We start from the raw sequence: 16,691 nt of genomic DNA on the forward strand, positions 1-16,691 counted from the left end.
GTGAAATCCTATGCAGGGCGGACCAACCGCAGAAACGTGAAAAACATGTCTCCAAGTGAATACGCCCTTGAAGTGGCTAAGCGCCGCACATTTGCCATCATCTCTCACCCCGATGCCGGTAAAACCACCATTACTGAAAAAGTTCTGTTATTCGGAAACGCGATTCAGACAGCAGGTACGGTAAAAGGCCGTGGCTCGAACAATCACGCCAAATCCGACTGGATGGAAATGGAAAAACAACGTGGTATCTCCATCACCACGTCCGTGATGCAGTTTCCGTATAAAGAGTGTCTGGTTAACCTGCTCGACACCCCGGGGCACGAAGACTTCTCCGAAGATACTTACCGTACCCTGACCGCCGTCGACTGCTGTCTGATGGTGATCGACGCCGCAAAAGGCGTCGAGGATCGTACCCGCAAGCTGATGGAAGTTACCCGTCTGCGTGATACGCCGATCCTGACCTTTATGAACAAACTCGACCGTGATATCCGTGATCCGATGGAAGTCATGGACGAAGTGGAACGTGAGCTGAAAATCGCCTGTTCTCCGATTACCTGGCCGATTGGCTGCGGTAAATTGTTCAAGGGCGTTTACCACCTCTACAAAGATGAAGTCTATCTGTACCAGACCGGTAAGGGTCACACCATTCAGGAAGTCCGCACGGTCAAAGGGTTGAATAACCCTGAGCTGGACGCCGCCGTCGGTGAAGAACTGGCGAAGCAATTGCGTGAAGAGCTGGAGCTGGTGCAGGGCGCATCGCATGAATTCGATCACGAAGCGTTTCTGACCGGTGAACTGACGCCGGTATTCTTCGGTACCGCACTGGGTAACTTCGGCGTTGACCACATGCTTGACGGTCTGGTGGACTGGGCGCCTGCGCCAATGCCACGTAATACTGACGTGCGTGAAGTGAAAGCCGACGATGAAAAATTCACCGGTTTCGTGTTTAAAATTCAGGCCAATATGGATCCTAAACACCGCGACCGTGTGGCGTTTATGCGTGTGGTTTCCGGGCGGTACGAAAAAGGCATGAAACTGCGGCAGGTGCGTACTGGCAAAGACGTGGTGATCTCCGATGCGCTGACCTTCATGGCCGGTGACCGTTCGCATGTGGAAGAGGCCTACCCGGGTGACATCATCGGGCTGCACAACCACGGCACCATTCAGATAGGCGACACCTTTACTCAGGGTGAGAACATGAAGTTCACCGGCATCCCTAACTTTGCCCCTGAAATGTTCCGCCGTATCCGCCTGCGTGATCCGCTGAAACAGAAACAGCTGCTCAAAGGGCTGGTTCAGCTGTCAGAAGAAGGCGCTGTTCAGGTCTTCCGCCCTATTGCCAATAACGATTTGATCGTCGGTGCGGTAGGTGTTCTGCAGTTTGAAGTGGTCGTGGCGCGCCTGAAAAGCGAATACAACGTGGAAGCGATTTATGAATCGGTCAACGTGAGCACCGCCCGCTGGGTCGAATGTGACGACGTGAAGAAATTCGAAGAATTCAAGCGTAAGAACGAAACCAACCTGGCGCTCGATGGCGGTGATAACTTAGCTTATATTGCGCCTACTATGGTGAACCTGAATCTGGCTTCTGAGCGATATCCTGAAGTGAAATTCCGCAAAACCCGCGAGCATTAATTCCTGATTGCGTAGTTTACAACCTGAAGACGGCCATTGCGCCGTCTTTTTTTTGCCCTTTTTTGGCTCAGCGTCACATTTCCTTTCATTCCCGTTTGTGTGTTTTTTCATCTTCCCACCCTGAATTCGCCCATAATTTCTTCGAAATCTTAAGACTTGTCTGCATTCGGCCCCGTAATTGGCGATCGCTCTACTCTTTTGGACATTCTTGACTATATTAAATGTGTGTTCACGAAACAGTGGCGTAAAGCACTGCTTAAAAGTGACGAAGCAGAGTGTTATATCGAAAGGCGATGAAAAGCCCGAATAAAACGACGTACTCTGCTACAAAGGAAGTAAATACAGCAGCAATACAATTTGTTAGAAGGCGTCACCAAAAATGTGGCGTACCGGGTCCAGGCTTAGGGCTCATAAACTGAAAGGAATAAATCGATGAAAAATTCTAAATTTGCCTATTCAATGATGGCCGTTGTTCTGGGTACCGCACTGATGAGCGGTAGCGCACTGGCTGCAAGCACCACTGATAGCGCAGGTGCAAAAATCGATAGCTCCATGAAGAAAGTTGATAACTACATGGGCGATAGCGCCATCACAGCAAAAGTGAAAAGTGCACTGGTGGATGATAAAGCCATCAAAAGCACCGACATCTCTGTTACCACAAATTCTGGTGTGGTTACGCTGAGCGGCTTTGTGGCTTCCCAGTCTGAAGCTGAACAAGCTGTTGCCGCCGCCACCAAAGTTGAAGGCGTGAAATCTGTCAGCGACAAATTGCACACTAAAGACAAAAGCGAACAAAGCGTGAAAGGTTACGCCGGTGACTCTGCTACCACGGCTTCAGTAAAAGCCAAACTGCTGGCAGACGACATCGTTCCTTCACGTAACGTCAAAGTAGAAACCACCGAAGGCGTTGTTCAGCTTTCCGGTTCAGTAAAAGACCAGGCACAGTCTGACCGTGCTGAAAGCGTTGCGAAAACCGTTGATGGCGTGAAAAGCGTTAAAAACGACCTGAAAGTTGCACCATAATTTTCGCAAAACGTGTGTCGTAAGAAGCAGTAAACGGCGTCCGCTCATGGGCAGGGCGCCGGATTTGAATAACATATAATGATATACCGTACCTCCTGCCCATTGTCCGGCACTGAAGGCTTACGCAATAGCGATGTGAACATTTATTTGAAAAATAAGCGTTAGTTTTTGCTAACACTTCCATTTTTCCGACTATCTTTATTAGGTAAGTGATGATTTTTATCTCCGGTATTTGCCGGCTAATAAAGTGTCACCAAGACAAATGTTACACCGAGACTTCAGACCGGAAGTAGGAGTGTCACCTTTTAAACTGGCAAAGTGAATATATAGGGTAAGGAGAAGCTTATGTTTCGTTGGGGCATTATTTTTCTGATCATCGCGTTGATCGCAGCAGCACTGGGTTTTGGTGGTTTGGCTGGTACAGCTGCCTGGGCTGCAAAAATCGTATTCGTAGTGGGTATCATTCTGTTCCTGGTCAGCTTGTTTACCGGTCGTAAACGACTCTGACAATATAACGTTATGAAATCATAACGTTAACAGAAGTCCCTCGTAAGACACCGCATCGCCCTCTTATCTGAACACATTGCCTGACCGCAGTGTTTTCAGAAAAGGGGGCGATGTTTTTTATGTTATGACCCTTCTCATTTATGTGATCCGTTAACAGTAAGTAACGATTTTATCCTCACATCCTGGTAAGAAACTCACCGAAACTGATAAGACGAGGTATGCTCAGAAATGAAGCCTGCCCGTAAAGGCTAATTGTGTGAGGATAATGCGTTGGGATACAGAATACCTGTCACGCTGGGGAATATAGAACCGCTGGCATATAAACCCTACCGGCCGGGCAAGATTGCCCTGGTGTGCGAGGGGGGAGGGCAGAGAGGCATTTTTACCGCCGGTGTGCTGGATGAATTCCAGCGGGCGAATTTCAATCCCTTCGATTTGTACCTCGGAACCTCTGCCGGCGCGCAAAACCTTTCCGCCTTCGTGTGCGGACAACCTGGTTACGCCAGAAGAGTCATTACCCGCTACACCACCAGCCCTGACTTCTTCAATCCGCTGCGCTTTGTGCGCGGCGGGCATCTTATCGATCTCGACTGGCTGGTCGATGAAACCGCAAAAAACATGCCGCTGGCGATGGAAAGCGCGGAAAAGCTGCTGATCGATGGCCGCGAATTTCTGATGTGCGCCTGCCGCAGCGACGATTACACGGCCAGCTATTTTTCACCGACGCGTGAGAACTGGTTGCCGGTGATCAAAGCCTCCAGCGCCATACCCGGTTTTTATCGTATGGGCGTGGATCTGGACGGCATCAGCTATCAGGACGGCGGCATCAGCGACGCTATTCCGGTGGAAGAAGCTTACCGTCGCGGGGCAGATACCATCGTGGTGATCCGCACGGTGCCTTCGGCGATGTTCTACACGCCGCAATGGATGAAGCGTATGGAGCAATGGCTGAGCGAAAGCAGCCTGCAACAACTGGTGCGCATGATGCAGCATCACGAAAACAGCTATCACCGTATTCAGCAGTTCATTGAAAACCCACCGGGCGACGTGCGGATTTTCGAAATCTTCCCGCCGAAACCGCTGGCCAGCCATGCGCTCGGCAGCCGTTTACCTGCTCTCAATCAGGATTATCACCTCGGGCGTCGCTGTGGCCGGTATTTCCTGTCGGCAGCCGCACACTGGCTGTTGCCGCGTGAAAATGAGCGGCCTTATCCGCAGATTATCCCGCGGGCGACCCGGCCTCAGCGCGTGGTGGTGCCGGAGAATGAGCCAGAAAACGTGACACCGCTGGCGGCGGCCGTCAGCACGGTCGAACAAATCGTGCTCGATCCCGCTGTGCTCACCGATATGGTGGCCGATGGCGGCGTCGTGCGTCCGGCGGCTTTTCAGGACAGTCCGCCGGCAGAAATCCGACCGCAAAGCGTCCCGTCTGAGATGCGGTCAGCGGACATTTATCCTGCCAGTGAAGGCGACAAGCTGTGAGTATTCACTTCGTTGATACGCACTGCCATTTCGATTTCCCGCCGTTCACCGGTGCTGAGGCTGAAAGCCTGCATCTGGCACAACAGAGTGGCGTGCGGGACATCATCGTGCCCGCCGTTACCGCCGATCGTTTCCACGGTATTCTCTCGCTGGCAAAAAAATTCCCTCAGCTTTATGCCGCGCTCGGTCTGCATCCTCTGTATATCGCGCAGCATACAGACGAGGATCTGGCGTTACTGGATACCCTGCTCAGCCAGCGCGATCCGCGTGTGGTGGCCGTCGGGGAAATCGGGTTGGATCTGTTTATGGAAACGCCGATGTTTGAGCAACAACAGCGTTTGCTGAAGGCGCAGTTCGCGCTGGCAAAGCGTGAGACGCTGCCGGTGATCCTGCATTCACGGCGCAGTCACGATCAGCTGGCGGCCATGTTACGGCAGGCAAAACTTCCGGCGACTGGTGTGGTACATGGTTTTGCTGGCAGCCTTTCTCAGGCGCAGGCGTTTATCAAACTGGGTTTCGCCATTGGCGTTGGTGGCACCATCAGCTATGCGCGTGCGCAGAAAACCCGTCAGGTGATGGCGCAGTTACCACTTTCCTCATTGTTGCTGGAAACGGATGCGCCGGATATGCCGTTGCAGGGTTTTCAGGGCCAGCCAAATCGCCCGGAACGCGCCGCCGCAGTGTTTGATGTGCTGTGTGAGTTACGCCCGGAACGCCGCGAAGATATCGCCGCCGCGCTGCTGGCGAATACCCGTCGGGTGTTTAATCTTCCTTCTGATTGATGTTCACATTCATCGTTTTGTGATTTAAATAACATTAATTTCTCGTAAAATTCCCCATTAAAATGCCGATCGTGATGTTTTGTAAGTTTTGTTTCCTCTTTAAATGTTATTATTATAACATCACCGGCAAGATTACCGGTCGGTGATCCCCGCGTGTCCACCCGAACTCCGCTTGTCATGAATCGGGTATACACTCTTATATGGGCCGAATACTGAGCATAACGCCGGGTAAATGTGATTCAGATCTCATTTCACCAAGCAACGTTGCAAACGGTTTTCATTTTGTGTGAAATACTGCACACAGGAACCTGATGTGACGTGTTCAAATAGTCACAACGAATTGGCGTCTGCCAATCCAAGCGCGGTGAGAAGGATCTCAGTTGCCACGTAAGCCAGATACAGCGCTTACGCACGCTATCTTCAAGGAACCAAGTCCGCTCGCCAACCGTGCAGAATTCTTCTGCGGCGTTACCCGCCGAAAGGAATTCATGACTGTATGCTCAGTTCTGGCTGGTCGCTGGAATTGAAAATTGTTGGAGAGTTATATGACCGATTTAACCGCCGCAGCACAACGTGCGCTGAACCTGATGGATTTAACCACCCTGAACGAAGACGACACCGATGCAAAAGTGATCGCGCTTTGTCATCAGGCAAAAAGCCCGGCAGGTAACACCGCTGCTGTGTGCATTTACCCTCGTTTTATCCCGATTGCCCGTAAAACCCTGCGCGAGCAAGGTACGCCGGACATCCGTATCGCAACCGTGACCAACTTCCCGCACGGGAACGACGATCTTGAGATTGCGCTGGCTGAAACCCGTGCCGCTATCGCTTACGGCGCAGATGAAGTTGACGTGGTCTTCCCTTACCGCGCGCTGATGGCCGGTAATGAGCAGGTTGGTTTTGAAATGGTGAAACAGTGCAAAGAAGCCTGTGCCGCTGCCAATGTCCTGCTGAAAGTGATCATCGAAACCGGTGAACTGAAACAAGACGCGCTGATCCGTAAAGCATCTGAAATCGCTATCAAAGCGGGTGCTGATTTCATCAAAACCTCTACCGGTAAAGTGCCGGAAAACGCCACGCTGCACAGCGCAGAGCTGATGATGACTGTGATCGCTGAAATGGGCGTCGGCAAAGACGTCGGTTTCAAACCTGCCGGTGGCGTTAAAACCGCTGAAGATGCCGCGCAGTATCTGGCACTGGCCGATCGCCTGCTGGGCCGCGAATGGGCTGACTCACGTCATTTCCGTTTCGGTGCATCCAGCCTGCTGGCAAGCCTGCTGACCACTCTGGGTCACGCCGGTCAGAAAGCCACCAGCAGCTATTGATCACCGGGGCACCGCCCAGGCGGTGCGCATCTGTCGGGGCGTTGCCATGCAGCGCCCGCACAATCAGCGTCCAGATTCTGGCGTTCAGCTCAGGCAGGGGGATACCTTGTTTCTCGCACAAGAAATTATTCGTAAAAAACGTGATGGCCATCCTTTAAGTGACGAAGAAATTCGTTTCTTTGTGAACGGTATTCGCGACAGTCAGGTTTCAGAAGGTCAGATCGCCGCACTGGCAATGACTATTTATTTCAACGACATGACCATGAATGAGCGCGTGTCGCTGACCATGGCGATGCGTGATTCCGGTACGGTACTTAACTGGAAAAGCCTGAACCTGAACGGCCCGATCGTGGATAAACATTCCACCGGTGGCGTGGGTGACGTGACTTCCCTGATGCTCGGCCCGATGGTGGCGGCGTGCGGAGGTTATGTTCCGATGATTTCAGGCCGTGGCCTCGGTCATACCGGCGGTACGCTCGATAAACTCGAAGCCATTCCGGGTTTTGATATTTTCCCGGACGACAGCCGTTTTCGCAGCATTATTCAGGACGTTGGCGTAGCGATCATCGGCCAGACCAGCTCGCTGGCGCCGGCGGATAAACGCTTCTATGCCACCCGTGATATCACCGCGACCGTTGATTCCATACCGCTTATCACCGCGTCAATCCTCGCCAAAAAACTGGCTGAAGGTCTGGACGCGCTGGTCATGGACGTCAAAGTGGGTTCCGGCGCATTTATGCCGACCTATCAGCTGTCCGAAGACTTGGCTCAGTCGATTGCCGATGTGGCGAACGGCGCAGGCTGCAAAACCACCGCGTTGCTGACGGACATGAACCAGGTGCTGGCCTCCAGCGCCGGTAACGCCGTTGAAGTGCGCGAAGCCGTGCGCTTCCTGACCGGCGAATACCGCAATCCGCGTCTGCTTGAAGTGACTATGGCGCTGTGCGTGGAAATGTTGCTGTCCGGTGGTCTGGCAAAAGATGACGCCGATGCCCGCAGCAAACTGCAGGCCGTGCTGGATAACGGCAAAGCCGCAGAGATTTTTGGTCGCATGATTGCGGCGCAAAAAGGGCCGGCTGACTTTATTGAAAATTACGATCGCTATCTGCCGCAGGCAACGCTGAGCAAACCGGTTTACGCCGAGGGCAACGGGATTGTCAGCGCGATGGATACCCGTGCGCTGGGCATGGCCGTGGTGTCACTGGGTGGCGGTCGTCGCCGTGCCAGCGACCCTATCGATTACAGCGTAGGCCTGACGAACATGGCGCAGCTCGGCCAGCAGGTGGATACCCGCCAGCCACTGGCGATGATCCACGCCAACAGCGAAGCTGCCTGGCAGCAGGCTGCCGCAGAAGTGCGTGCCGCCATTGTTCTGAGCGACAGCGCGCCGGAAATTACGCCGGTGGTGTATCGCCGGATCGGCGGCAATGCTTGATTTCAGGCCACATCGCCCCCATTTAAGACTGATCAGGTACGCGGCAGTTCCGCGTGACCCAATGCGTAACCATTCGCAGGAGAGCAAAATGAAACGTACATTTATCATGGTGTTAGACTCATTCGGTATCGGTGCCAGTGAAGATGCCGAACGCTTTGGCGATACAGGCTCTGACACGCTGGGCCATATCGCGGCTGCCTGTGCGCGTGGTGAAGCGGACAAGGGTCGCAAAGGGCCGCTGCATCTGCCAAACCTGACCCGTCTGGGGCTGGCGAAAGCGGCTGAAGAATCTACCGGTAAAATTCCTGACGGCATGGACGGTGATTCCGAAATCACCGGTGCGTATGCCTACGCCAGCGAACTGTCTTCCGGTAAAGACACCCCGTCAGGCCACTGGGAAATCGCCGGTGTGCCTGTGCTGTTTGAATGGGGCTATTTCAGCGACACCACCAATAGCTTCCCGCAGGAGCTGCTGGATAAACTGGTTGAGCGTGGCAATCTGCCGGGCTATCTCGGTAACTGCCACTCCTCCGGCACCGTTGTGCTGGATGATTTAGGCGAAGAGCACATGAAAACCGGCAAGCCGATTTTCTATACCTCCGCCGACTCCGTATTCCAGATCGCCTGCCACGAAGAAACTTTCGGGCTGGATCGTCTGTACGAACTGTGCGAAATCGCCCGTGAAGAGCTGACGGAAGGCGGCTACAACATTGGCCGCGTGATCGCCCGTCCGTTCATTGGCGACAAAGCCGGTAACTTCGAACGTACCGGTAACCGTCACGATCTGGCGGTTGAGCCACCGGCACCGACCATTCTGAAAAAACTGGTTGATGAGAAAGACGGCCATGTGGTGTCTGTCGGTAAAATCGCCGATATCTATGCGCAGGTCGGCATCACCAAAAAAGTGAAAGCCACCGGTCTGGACGCTCTGTTTGACGCCACCATCAAAGAGATGAAAGAAGCGGGCGACAAAACCATCGTCTTCACTAACTTCGTGGATTTCGACTCCTCTTACGGCCACCGCCGTGATGTGCCCGGCTACGCCGCCGCACTGGAACTGTTCGACCGCCGTATGCCGGAACTGCTGGAACTGGTGAAAGAAGATGACATCATTATCTTCACCGCTGACCACGGTTGTGACCCAACCTGGCGCGGGACGGATCATACCCGTGAGCACATTCCGGTGTTAATCTACGGCCCGAAAGTGAAACCGGGCTCATTAGGACACCGTGAAACCTTCGCGGATATCGGTCAGACGGTCGCGAAATACTTCGATCTGTCACCGATGGACTACGGCAAATCCATGCTGTAAGACTTTGCAGATGCGGCCGGCACTGATGCCGGCCGCGTTTTTATGATGAATATGACACCTCGCTGAAAAGGAATAAGAAGATGGCAACTCCACACATTAATGCTGAAATGGGCGACTTCGCTGACGTAGTGCTGATGCCTGGGGATCCGCTGCGCGCCAAGCACATCGCGGAAACTTTCCTTCAGGACGTTAAGCAGGTGAACGACGTGCGTGGCATGTTGGGTTTCACCGGCACTTACAAAGGCCGCAAAATCTCCGTGATGGGCCACGGCATGGGCATTCCTTCGTGCTCTATTTATGCCAAAGAGCTGATCACGGAATTCGGCGTGAAGAAAATCATTCGCGTGGGTTCTTGTGGCGCTGTGCGTGCCGACATCAAACTGCGTGACATCGTTATCGGCATGGGTGCCTGTACCGATTCCAAAGTGAACCGTATGCGTTTTAAAGACCATGACTACGCGGCTATCGCCGATTACGACATGGTGCGCAACGCCGCGGATGCTGCGAAAGCCAAAGGCATCAACGCACGCGTCGGTAACATCTTCTCCGCAGACCTGTTCTACACGCCAGACCCGCAAATGTTCGACGTGATGGAAAAATACGGCATTCTGGGTGTGGAAATGGAAGCCGCCGGTATCTACGGCGTGGCAGCAGAATTCGGTGCAAAAGCGCTGACCATCTGTACCGTTTCCGACCATATCCGTACGCACGAACAGACCACTGCCGCTGAACGTCAGACGACCTTCAACGACATGATTGAAATCGCGCTGGAATCTGTTCTGCTGGGCGATAAAGAATAAATACTGCACATCCTGCAGAACCAAAAACGGGCACCGAAAGGTGCCCGTTTTGCTATGCGCTTTAGGATGGTTTTTTGCTTCTCTGAATTTATATCATCAGGATTTATCGATTTATTTTAATTTTATATCTATGCTATTAGCTATGCACTTTTCTATTCATTACTGAGCTGCTCATGTCTGAACTTGTGGATTTACTGCGTCAGGGCAGCCTGACGGCGAAAGAGATCACAGAACGCCTGCACATCAATCAGTCAACGCTTTCCAGACGGCTGACTAAAACACCTGAAATTGTCAAAATCGGGCAAAGCCGCTCGACCCGCTACATTCTGCCGCGTCCGCTGGATAACCAGTGGCGCTTCCCGTTGTACCAGATTAATGAGGCCGGGAATGCCGGGAATGCCGGCACCTTGTATTCAATCTGGCCGGGTGAAAGTTACGCGGTGGAGACGGTCAGCGGTCAGTCGCTCACTTTTGATGGCCTGCCGTGGTTTATCACCGATATGCGGCCCCAGGGTTTTTTAGGCCGGGCGTGGGGGCGTGATATTAACGCCGCACTGCATTTTCCTGATGACATTAAAAAGTGGACCGAATCTCAGACGCTGGTGGCGCTGGCAAGAGCGGGCGATGACACGGTCGGGAACTTTATCATCGGAGAAACCGCTTATCAGAGATGGTTTCATAAGCAGGACGATATTCCCGTTTCTTGTGAAGACAAAATTCAGGCCTATGAAAATCTGGCGCAGAGAAGTCTGGCCGGAGAGGAGGTCGGCTCATCTGCGGGTGGCGAGCAGCCTAAATTCAGCTGCTACGCAGAACATACCGATCGGGAAGCCTCCCGGGTTTTAGTAAAATTCTCCCCTGCACCAGCCAATGAAAATGCCCGCCGCTGGGGGGATTTGCTGCGTGCGGAAGCCCACGCATTACAGGTACTGCAAAACGTGGGGATCCCGGCTGCGACGGCTGAAATCTTTACCGGAAGACACGGCGAGGTCTTCCTTGAGGTTGAACGGTTTGACCGGAAAGGTGTGCGCGGGCGCTGCGGGATGGTATCGCTTGAAGCCGTTTCGGCAGAATTTGGCGGCGGCAACAGCAACTGGTTTGCGACCGCACAGCAGTTACGCAGGAACAAGATTATTACCGCCCCGACGCTGGAGAAAATTGAGCAAATTTATGCCTTCGGCAAGCTGATTGCCAACAGCGATATGCATCAGGGAAATCTGTCATTTCTCGATCCTGCCATTGATCCTTTAAAACAATCTCTTACGATGTCGCCGGTGTATGACATGTTACCGATGGCTTTTGCGCCGACAAATGCCGGTGCTATGCGTCGTGAAGCCGCGCCGTTAACGCTCGACCCTCTGGTGTCGAAAGCGAAGTGGTTGAATGCGCTGGCATGGGCACAGGAATTCTGGCGGAAAGTGCAAAACGATGCCGCCATCAGTCTTGAGTTTCGTCAACTGGCCAGCGAAATGCTGGCGCAGGTGGAAGGGTTAACTGGGCCTGTTCAGCGGCTGGCCTGAATCACTTTGGTTTGCTGCGTTTCAGGCTGCGGTAAGCGGCCTGTGCGGCTTCTTTGGTTTGCGCTTCGGTCGCGGGTCTGGCCGGGGCCACCCCGGCGTCGGGTTCGGTGAGGTTCAGCGTCGGCGGCGGGCCGAACTCTTCGGGGGTTTCTTCTTCCGGTTCATCATCTTCTTTCACCGGTTTACTGGCCGTCAGCAGGAACGGAGACTGTTGCCAGCGCGAACGGCGGCCCTGCAACAGCGTGCGGGCGAGAATGATGCCGACACCCAGCGCGGCGAGCATCATCAGACGCAGCAGATTGGTGGTGTTATCCACCTGTTTGGACTCCGTAGCCAGTACGTGCGTATCCAGCGTGATGCGTAAAAAGCCGCTCGGCCCGTTCTTATCTTCTATCGGCACCACAATCTGATGATTGAAGTAGCTGCCCGCGCGTTTGCCATCCAGTGACAAGCGGTCGCGAACCGGTACCTGTTCACCGGCATGTGCCACCAGAGTGCCGTCGGATTCGTAAACGCTGGCGTCGAGAATGCGACTTTCATCGGTAAGCTGACTCAAAATAGTGGAAATCTGCGCGATATCCGCGCCATCATTGTCGCTATCCATCAGCGGCGCGAGGGAAAACGCCACCTGTTTGGCCAGCGTTTGTGCCAGTTGCTCGACCTGCGTGGATCGGGCGAGCTGATGCCCGAGGCTGAAATAGGACGCGCCTTGCATAAGAATGACTAACAACGCCAGGCTAATCAATACGATAGCAGCGCGGTGCAGGCGAAATTTGAGTTTGGCCTTTGCCATTCCGTTTCCTTGCGTTTTTCGATGAGTTTAATGTTGCCAGAAGCGCTGGCGATAAGGTAGCTTGATGCGTCGTTTTATCGGCGGCATCTCTGCCTTTTTCTACCGTTTTAGTCACTTATTTTTTAATAATCTACCGGAGTAATCATGCCAAACAGTCTGACCTATTGCGATCTTCCTGCGGAGATCCACCAATGGCCGGGACTTCCCCTTTCATTGAGCGGTGATGAAGTGATGCCGCTGGATTACCGGGCGGGACAAACCGGGTGGCTCCTCTACGGTAGAAAACTCGATAAAATCAGCATTACGCAGTTCCAGCGTCAGTTAGGCCGCGCGTTAGTGATTGTCAGCGCGTGGGCGGTGGAAGGTTATCACGTGGTGCGCCTGGCCGGTTCACTCACCGCTGACGTGCAGAAACTGGCGGAATCCTTCGAATTTGATGTGACTCAGCTGGGCAAAGTGCCTTACCTGCGCGTGCCGGGGCTGCTGGTCATGGACATGGATTCTACCGCGATAGAGATTGAATGCATCGACGAAATTGCCAAACTGGCGGGCGTCGGTGAGCAGGTGTCTGAAGTGACTGAACGCGCCATGCGCGGCGAGCTGGATTTCTCGGCCAGCCTGCGTCAGCGCGTCGCCACGCTCAGGGATGCAGATGCCAGCATTCTGCAACAGGTGCGTGACACGTTGCCGCTGATGCCGGGCCTGACGGTCATGGTGCAGCGTTTACAGGAAGCGGGCTGGCACGTAGCCATCGCGTCCGGCGGTTTTACCTATTATGCGGAATATCTGCGTGACCGCCTGAACCTGGTGGATGTGGCGGCGAACGAGCTGGAAATTCGTGACGGCAAGCTGACAGGCCGCGTGATTGGCCCGATTGTCGATGCGCAATATAAAGCCGACACTCTGCTGAAACTGGCCGAGAAACTGGAAATTCCTCACGAACAAACCATTGCCATTGGCGACGGCGCCAACGATCTGAAAATGATGGCCGTCGCGGGCATGGGGATTGCCTATCACGCTAAACCGAAAGTCTACGAACAGGCGGCAGTGTGCATCCGTCATGCGGATTTGCTTGGCGTGCTGTGTATTCTCAGCGGCAGTCAATCCTGAATACCCGTCATATTTCAGGATGCATGAGATCACTCACCCGAATCTTACTCAGGTAAGCGTATCGGGATGAGTATTCATTATTTAATTGAAGAGGTCAGTTGTGGCAAAAGCAGCAAAACGTGCATTTGTGTGTAATGAATGTGGCGCAGATTATCCGCGCTGGCAAGGGCAGTGTAGTGCCTGTCAGGCCTGGAACAGCATTACTGAAATCCGTTTGGCGGCTTCTCCGACCGTGGCGCGCAACGAGCGCCTGACCGGCTACGCAGGCGATGCGGGCGTCAGCCGCGTGCAGAAACTTTCGGACATCAGCCTCGACGAACTTCCGCGTTTCAGCACCGGTTTTAAAGAGTTCGACCGCGTGCTGGGCGGCGGTGTGGTGCCGGGCAGTGCGATTCTGATTGGCGGTAACCCCGGCGCCGGTAAAAGTACGCTGTTGCTGCAAATTTTGTGTCACCTCAGCGAAAACATGAAAACCCTGTACGTTACCGGTGAGGAATCCCTGCAACAGGTGGCGATGCGCGCGCACCGCCTGGGTTTACCGACGGCGAATATGAACATGTTGTCGGAAACCAGCATTGAGCAAATTTGTGAAATTGCGGATGTCGAAAAGCCGAAGCTGATGGTGATCGACTCCATTCAGGTGATGCACATGGCGGATATCCAGTCGTCGCCCGGCACCGTGGCGCAGGTGCGTGAAACGGCGGCGTATCTGACCCGCTTTGCTAAAACGCGCGGGGTGGCGATCGTGATGGTGGGGCACGTAACCAAAGACGGCTCACTGGCTGGCCCGAAAGTGCTTGAGCACTGTATCGACTGTTCCGTGCTGCTCGACGGCGATGCGGATTCGCGTTTCCGAACCTTGCGCAGCCACAAAAACCGCTTCGGTGCAGTGAATGAGCTCGGTGTTTTTGCCATGACCGAACAGGGTTTGCGCGAAGTCAGTAACCCTTCGGCGATCTTCCTCAGCCGTGGCGATGAAATTACCTCCGGCAGCTCCGTTATGGTGCTGTGGGAAGGCACCCGGCCGCTGCTGGTGGAAGTGCAGGCGCTGGTCGATCATTCGATGATGGGCAATCCGCGTCGCGTGGCGGTAGGGCTGGAGCAGAACCGTCTGGCCATTTTGCTGGCCGTCCTGCACCGTCACGGCGGTTTGCAGATGGCCGATCAGGACGTTTTCGTGAACGTGGTCGGTGGGGTAAAAGTGACTGAAACCAGTGCCGATCTGGCGCTGCTGCTTTCGCTGGTGTCGAGCCTGCGCGATCGTCCTTTGCCGCATGATTTGGTGGTGTTTGGCGAAGTCGGCCTGGCGGGAGAAATTCGTCCGGTGCCGAGCGGCCAGGAACGCATTACCGAAGCGGCAAAGCACGGGTTCAAACGCGCTATTGTTCCGCACGCGAATGTGCCGAAAAAAGTGCCAGCCGGAATGCAGGTGTTTGGGGTCAAAAAACTGGCCGACGCGCTGGCGATCCTCGACGATTTGTAACGGTTTTTGAGTGTGAATCCTGTCCGGCTTTGTGCTATTTTTTGTTTAGTAAAAAAAACATAAGGACAGGGTATGTCTCAGTTCGATTATCTTAAAACCGCCATCAAGCAACAGGGACGCACCTTACAGCAGGTGGCCGAAGCGAGCGGGATGACCAAGGGTTATCTCAGCCAGCTATTGAATGCAAAGATAAAAAGCCCCAGCGCGCAAAAGCTGGAGGCGCTGCACCGCTTCCTTGACCTTGAGTTTCCCCGTCGCGAAAAGAATATCGGCGTGGTGTTCGGCAAGTTTTATCCGCTGCACACCGGCCATATTTATCTGATCCAGCGAGCCTGTAGTCAGGTCGACGAACTGCACATCATCATGGGCTTTGATGAGCCGCGCGATCGCGAGCTGTTTGAGAACAGTTCGATGTCTCAGCAACCGACGGTCAGCGATCGGCTGCGCTGGTTGCTTCAGACCTTCAAATATCAAAAAAACATTCATATTCATGCCTTTAATGAAGAGGGGATGGAGCCGTATCCGCACGGCTGGGATGTCTGGGGGCGCGGTATCAAGGAGTTCATGAGCCAGAAAGGCATTGAACCCAATACCATTTATTCCAGCGAAGAAGGGGATGCGCCGCAGTACCGTGAGCACCTCGGTATTGAAACGGTGCTGATCGACCCGAAACGTTCATTTATGAATATCAGTGGCCGCCAGATCCGTCAGGATCCGTTCCGCTACTGGGATTATATTCCGACGGAAGTGAAGCCATTCTTCGTGCGCACCGTGGCGGTGCTGGGCGGTGAATCCAGTGGAAAATCTACGCTGGTCAATAAGTTAGCCAATATCTTCAATACCACCAGCGCCTGGGAATATGGCCGCGACTATGTTTTCTCCCACCTTGGTGGTGACGAGATGGCGCTGCAATATTCTGATTACGACAAAATCGCGCTCGGCCAGGCGCAGTACATCGATTTCGCGGTGAAATATGCCAACAAGGTCGCGTTTATTGATACCGATTTTCTGACCACGCAGGCGTTTTGTGTAAAGTACGAAGGCCGCGAACACCCGTTTGTGCAGGCGCTGATGGACGAATACAAATTCGATCTGGTGATCCTGCTGGAAAATAATACGCCGTGGGTCGCTGATGGCCTGCGCAGTCTGGGCAGTACGACAGACCGTATGTCTTTTCAAAATCTGCTTATCGATATGCTGAAACAAAACAATGTGGATTACGTTCACGTCGAATCGTCAGATTATGATCAGCGTTTTCTGGAATGTATTGAACTGGTACAGAACATGCTGGCGGCGGATACCAGCCGGTTAAATCAGCCTGCCGGTTCCTGAATCCTTCATCAGCCCTTGTCCTGAAAAATGAAAATGCCTGTTCTGCCGGACAGGCATTTTTTATGGCGCTTATTCCTATAAACATTCTTTTCATGAATGCTTTGGTTAATTTATATATTTTATAATTATCAATAAAGTCATTTAATTACAGC

At 53.5% G+C, this 16,691-nt stretch carries 14 protein-coding genes; 13 read left to right on the plus strand and 1 reads right to left on the minus strand.

The window, feature by feature from the left end; translation table 11 throughout:
* Nucleotides 1-45 precede the first annotated feature (45 nt).
* From prfC to yjjJ, 10 genes are all read left to right on the plus strand, one after another.
* Nucleotides 46-1,635 carry a peptide chain release factor 3 gene (gene prfC / locus ACQZQY_RS08225; RefSeq protein ID WP_056776651.1) on the plus strand — a complete coding sequence of 530 codons (1,590 nt, stop codon included), beginning with the start codon at nt 46-48 and terminating at the stop codon, nt 1,633-1,635.
* A 432-nt stretch (nt 1,636-2,067) separates the two neighbouring features.
* A complete protein-coding gene (gene osmY / locus ACQZQY_RS08230; RefSeq protein WP_056776654.1) occupies nt 2,068-2,658 on the plus strand; it encodes a molecular chaperone OsmY in 591 nt (196 codons plus the stop codon).
* Nucleotides 2,659-3,003: 345 nt separating this feature from the next.
* On the plus strand, nt 3,004-3,165 hold the full coding sequence (locus ACQZQY_RS08235; RefSeq protein WP_013577105.1) for a DUF1328 domain-containing protein: 162 nt from the start codon (nt 3,004-3,006) through the stop codon (nt 3,163-3,165).
* A gap of 270 nt (nt 3,166-3,435) precedes the next feature.
* Nucleotides 3,436-4,647, plus strand: coding sequence for a patatin-like phospholipase family protein (locus ACQZQY_RS08240; protein WP_431296917.1), 1,212 nt, complete (start codon nt 3,436-3,438; stop codon nt 4,645-4,647).
* A complete protein-coding gene (locus ACQZQY_RS08245; protein ID WP_431296918.1) occupies nt 4,644-5,429 on the plus strand; it encodes a TatD family hydrolase in 786 nt (261 codons plus the stop codon). The genes ACQZQY_RS08240 and ACQZQY_RS08245 overlap by 4 nt, the downstream gene beginning before the upstream one ends.
* Before the next feature lie 545 nt (nt 5,430-5,974).
* The gene (gene deoC, locus ACQZQY_RS08250; protein ID WP_056776662.1) at nt 5,975-6,754 is read left to right on the plus strand and encodes a deoxyribose-phosphate aldolase; all 780 of its coding nucleotides are present in this window, start codon (nt 5,975-5,977) and stop codon (nt 6,752-6,754) included.
* 46 nt (nt 6,755-6,800) lie between these two features.
* Nucleotides 6,801-8,189 carry a thymidine phosphorylase gene (deoA, locus tag ACQZQY_RS08255; RefSeq protein ID WP_205965057.1) on the plus strand — a complete coding sequence of 463 codons (1,389 nt, stop codon included), beginning with the start codon at nt 6,801-6,803 and terminating at the stop codon, nt 8,187-8,189.
* Between the two features lie 88 nt (nt 8,190-8,277).
* Nucleotides 8,278-9,501: a phosphopentomutase gene (deoB, locus tag ACQZQY_RS08260; protein WP_056776667.1), complete on the plus strand. Its 1,224-nt coding sequence runs from the start codon at nt 8,278-8,280 to the stop codon at nt 9,499-9,501.
* A gap of 80 nt (nt 9,502-9,581) precedes the next feature.
* Entirely contained in the window at nt 9,582-10,301 is a 720-nt protein-coding gene (gene deoD, locus ACQZQY_RS08265; RefSeq protein WP_013577098.1) for a purine-nucleoside phosphorylase, read from the plus strand.
* A 173-nt stretch (nt 10,302-10,474) separates the two neighbouring features.
* Complete coding sequence (gene yjjJ, locus ACQZQY_RS08270; protein ID WP_431296919.1) at nt 10,475-11,821, plus strand: type II toxin-antitoxin system HipA family toxin YjjJ; 1,347 nt, start codon at nt 10,475-10,477, stop codon at nt 11,819-11,821.
* A 1-nt stretch (nt 11,822) separates the two neighbouring features.
* On the opposite strand, the gene ACQZQY_RS08275 is transcribed toward yjjJ, so the two are convergent.
* The gene (locus tag ACQZQY_RS08275) at nt 11,823-12,614 is read right to left on the minus strand and encodes a YtjB family periplasmic protein (RefSeq protein ID WP_421670579.1); all 792 of its coding nucleotides are present in this window, start codon (nt 12,612-12,614) and stop codon (nt 11,823-11,825) included.
* A gap of 144 nt (nt 12,615-12,758) precedes the next feature.
* On the opposite strand from ACQZQY_RS08275, the gene serB reads away from it, so the two are divergent.
* The 3 genes from serB to nadR all read left to right on the plus strand — a co-directional run bounded on the left by serB (nt 12,759) and on the right by nadR (nt 16,539).
* Nucleotides 12,759-13,724 carry a phosphoserine phosphatase gene (gene serB / locus ACQZQY_RS08280; RefSeq protein ID WP_431296920.1) on the plus strand — a complete coding sequence of 322 codons (966 nt, stop codon included), beginning with the start codon at nt 12,759-12,761 and terminating at the stop codon, nt 13,722-13,724.
* Nucleotides 13,725-13,824: 100 nt separating this feature from the next.
* Nucleotides 13,825-15,207 (plus strand): DNA repair protein RadA, encoded by a 1,383-nt coding sequence (gene radA / locus ACQZQY_RS08285; RefSeq protein WP_056776681.1) that lies wholly within the window; start codon nt 13,825-13,827, stop codon nt 15,205-15,207.
* 72 nt (nt 15,208-15,279) lie between these two features.
* A complete protein-coding gene (nadR, locus tag ACQZQY_RS08290) occupies nt 15,280-16,539 on the plus strand; it encodes a multifunctional transcriptional regulator/nicotinamide-nucleotide adenylyltransferase/ribosylnicotinamide kinase NadR (RefSeq protein ID WP_056776684.1) in 1,260 nt (419 codons plus the stop codon).
* The last annotated feature ends 152 nt before the right edge of the window (nt 16,540-16,691 follow it).

Origin of the sequence: Rahnella sp. PAMC25559 (assembly GCF_050632365.1) — a bacterium.
GTDB lineage: Bacteria > Pseudomonadota > Gammaproteobacteria > Enterobacterales > Enterobacteriaceae > Rahnella > Rahnella rivi.

Coding starts and splice junctions, on each gene's coding strand:
- prfC (WP_056776651.1), top strand. CDS start 46: ATGTCTCCAAGTGAATACGCCCTTGAAGTGGCTAAGCGCCGCACATTT.
- osmY (WP_056776654.1), top strand. CDS start 2,068: ATGAAAAATTCTAAATTTGCCTATTCAATGATGGCCGTTGTTCTGGGT.
- ACQZQY_RS08235 (WP_013577105.1), top strand. CDS start 3,004: ATGTTTCGTTGGGGCATTATTTTTCTGATCATCGCGTTGATCGCAGCA.
- deoC (WP_056776662.1), top strand. CDS start 5,975: ATGACCGATTTAACCGCCGCAGCACAACGTGCGCTGAACCTGATGGAT.
- deoA (WP_205965057.1), top strand. CDS start 6,801: ATGCAGCGCCCGCACAATCAGCGTCCAGATTCTGGCGTTCAGCTCAGG.
- deoB (WP_056776667.1), top strand. CDS start 8,278: ATGAAACGTACATTTATCATGGTGTTAGACTCATTCGGTATCGGTGCC.
- deoD (WP_013577098.1), top strand. CDS start 9,582: ATGGCAACTCCACACATTAATGCTGAAATGGGCGACTTCGCTGACGTA.
- yjjJ (WP_431296919.1), top strand. CDS start 10,475: ATGTCTGAACTTGTGGATTTACTGCGTCAGGGCAGCCTGACGGCGAAA.
- ACQZQY_RS08275 (WP_421670579.1), bottom strand. CDS start 12,614: ATGGCAAAGGCCAAACTCAAATTTCGCCTGCACCGCGCTGCTATCGTA.
- serB (WP_431296920.1), top strand. CDS start 12,759: ATGCCAAACAGTCTGACCTATTGCGATCTTCCTGCGGAGATCCACCAA.
- nadR (WP_056776684.1), top strand. CDS start 15,280: ATGTCTCAGTTCGATTATCTTAAAACCGCCATCAAGCAACAGGGACGC.